This window comes from Calditrichota bacterium (assembly GCA_013112635.1).
Taxonomy (GTDB): Bacteria; Calditrichota; Calditrichia; order Calditrichales; family J004; genus JABFGF01.
Genome location: JABFGF010000025.1, coordinates 1 through 1,735 on the forward strand (window position 1 = coordinate 1; position 1,735 = coordinate 1,735).

At 40.3% G+C, this 1,735-nt stretch carries 1 protein-coding gene; it reads right to left on the minus strand.

Annotated elements, in window-relative coordinates; genetic code table 11:
• Positions 1 to 345 precede the first annotated feature (345 nt).
• Entirely contained in the window at positions 346 to 1,629 is a 1,284-nt protein-coding gene (locus HND50_22365) for a transposase (GenBank protein NOG47997.1), read from the minus strand.
• Positions 1,630 to 1,735 lie beyond the last annotated feature (106 nt).

Sequence of the window (1,735 nt, forward strand, 5' to 3'; positions counted from 1 at the left end):
TACTATTAGGCTTAGATAGTCAATAGTAAAGTGAGAACCCCACCGTTGTAGTTGAAAAGTTTTCTTTCTTTTTTGCTTCTTTTTTCTTTCTTTAATTATCCACAAAATGTGGAAAACCATCTCCCTCCTTTAAAGAATATAAATCTTTCCAACCGGCAATTTTACTATATAGGCCTTCTTTTTTAGAAACGCTTAAACTTTATCGGCCGTGTTAAAAAGACCTGCGCCCACTGATAATTTCATAATCAAACAATGGATCTACCTAGCTGTAGTCTTGAACATTTTGCGGTCATGTAGGCACAGGTTTTATATTTTTTAATTATTATTAATCCTTATTTAGTTTTGCTATGCAGCTTGTTTATATTTCGATTCACTCACAAACAAACGCCCTTTATCAAAGACCACACCAGGCCGTGATAAGACGAACAACACATCAACCAGCTTACGGCTTACTACACTCATAGCCTTTGTGCCATTCATGCCACGTTCTTTCAAGCCATGATAATAGCTGCCAAGAATGCGGTCCTTCTTGATCAGGTGAAAGATGGACTGGCCCAATATCAGTCTTAACCGTGGCCGTCCTTTTTTGGACATTTTACGCTGTCCTTTAAACTGTCCGCTTTCCCGGATGCGGATATTCATTCCTGCATACCGTTTTATCTGTTTGGCACTTCTAAAATCACTAAACGGACCTGTCTCACCAACAATACGCGCCAGGTTTTCGATTGAAACAAAGCCCTTAATAACCGGTGGCAACTCTTCGCCCTGATCCAACAGGGCACGATAAATATCGGCCATCTGCTGTTTTATTTCATTTATACGCTGATCATGAAGCTGGAAATCTTGCCACAACTGTTTGATACGGTTGGCTGTTAAATCGCTAATCTCCAGGGGATGCCCGAGCTGAACAGACAAGCAAACGTTAGACCAGATACGCTCAAGGGTTGCATTGCGAATACCCTTTACCATCTTTTTCATCCTTCGGTAAAAACGCCTTTCACCAACCTGCACAATCTTGTAGGGATTTGCCTGATAATATGTAAGCAGGGCCCGCCCGCTGCTACCATACCAAAAAGCCTCTTTCCAATCCTGTTCGCTAAAAAGTATTTTGATTTCATGGTGCAGATGGCCGCGTGCTATGTTTCTTAAATCCTGTTCCTGCTCCTGCATGCGGTTGAAGTGACGGAGCTGGGCGTACTGTTCATCTAAGTTGCGATATTTTAAGAATTTGCCGTAACGGCATAGTTTAAATATTACGCGGGCATCACGAGGATCGCTTTTTTCATCACTGTTGTCCTCGACCATTTTAAACTTATTGCTGGCTTCGCCGCTTACATATGATGCTGCGTGACCTTGTTTAACAGAAAGGTTCATTAACTTACTTTCGTACCCTCCGCTGGGCTCACAAATTATATGGATCCCGCTGTAGCCCTCACTAGTAGCAGTTTGATTAATAAAGTCGAGTTTCTCTAAGATTATATCTGTTTTATTAGCAAAGGAATCGGCAATGCAGCTTATGGTTTCTTCTCCTGTTTCGGTATACATATACAAATCATCTTTACTGACATCAAAAGCGATGTTAAGCCAATTATTTTTCTTGACTTTGTTTAGTTTATATGTGATGTTCATGATAGAGTCTCCTTGTGTTAGGTTAAACAATTTAATGGGTTGCTTTTCCACATTAGGGGGCTCTTTATTTACACAAAATAGGTATTTAAAGGTAATAGTTTATCAA

Excerpts from the sequence above, each read along its gene's own strand:
- HND50_22365 (NOG47997.1), bottom strand. The coding sequence starts at position 1,629 with ATGAACATCACATATAAACTAAACAAAGTCAAGAAAAATAATTGGCTT.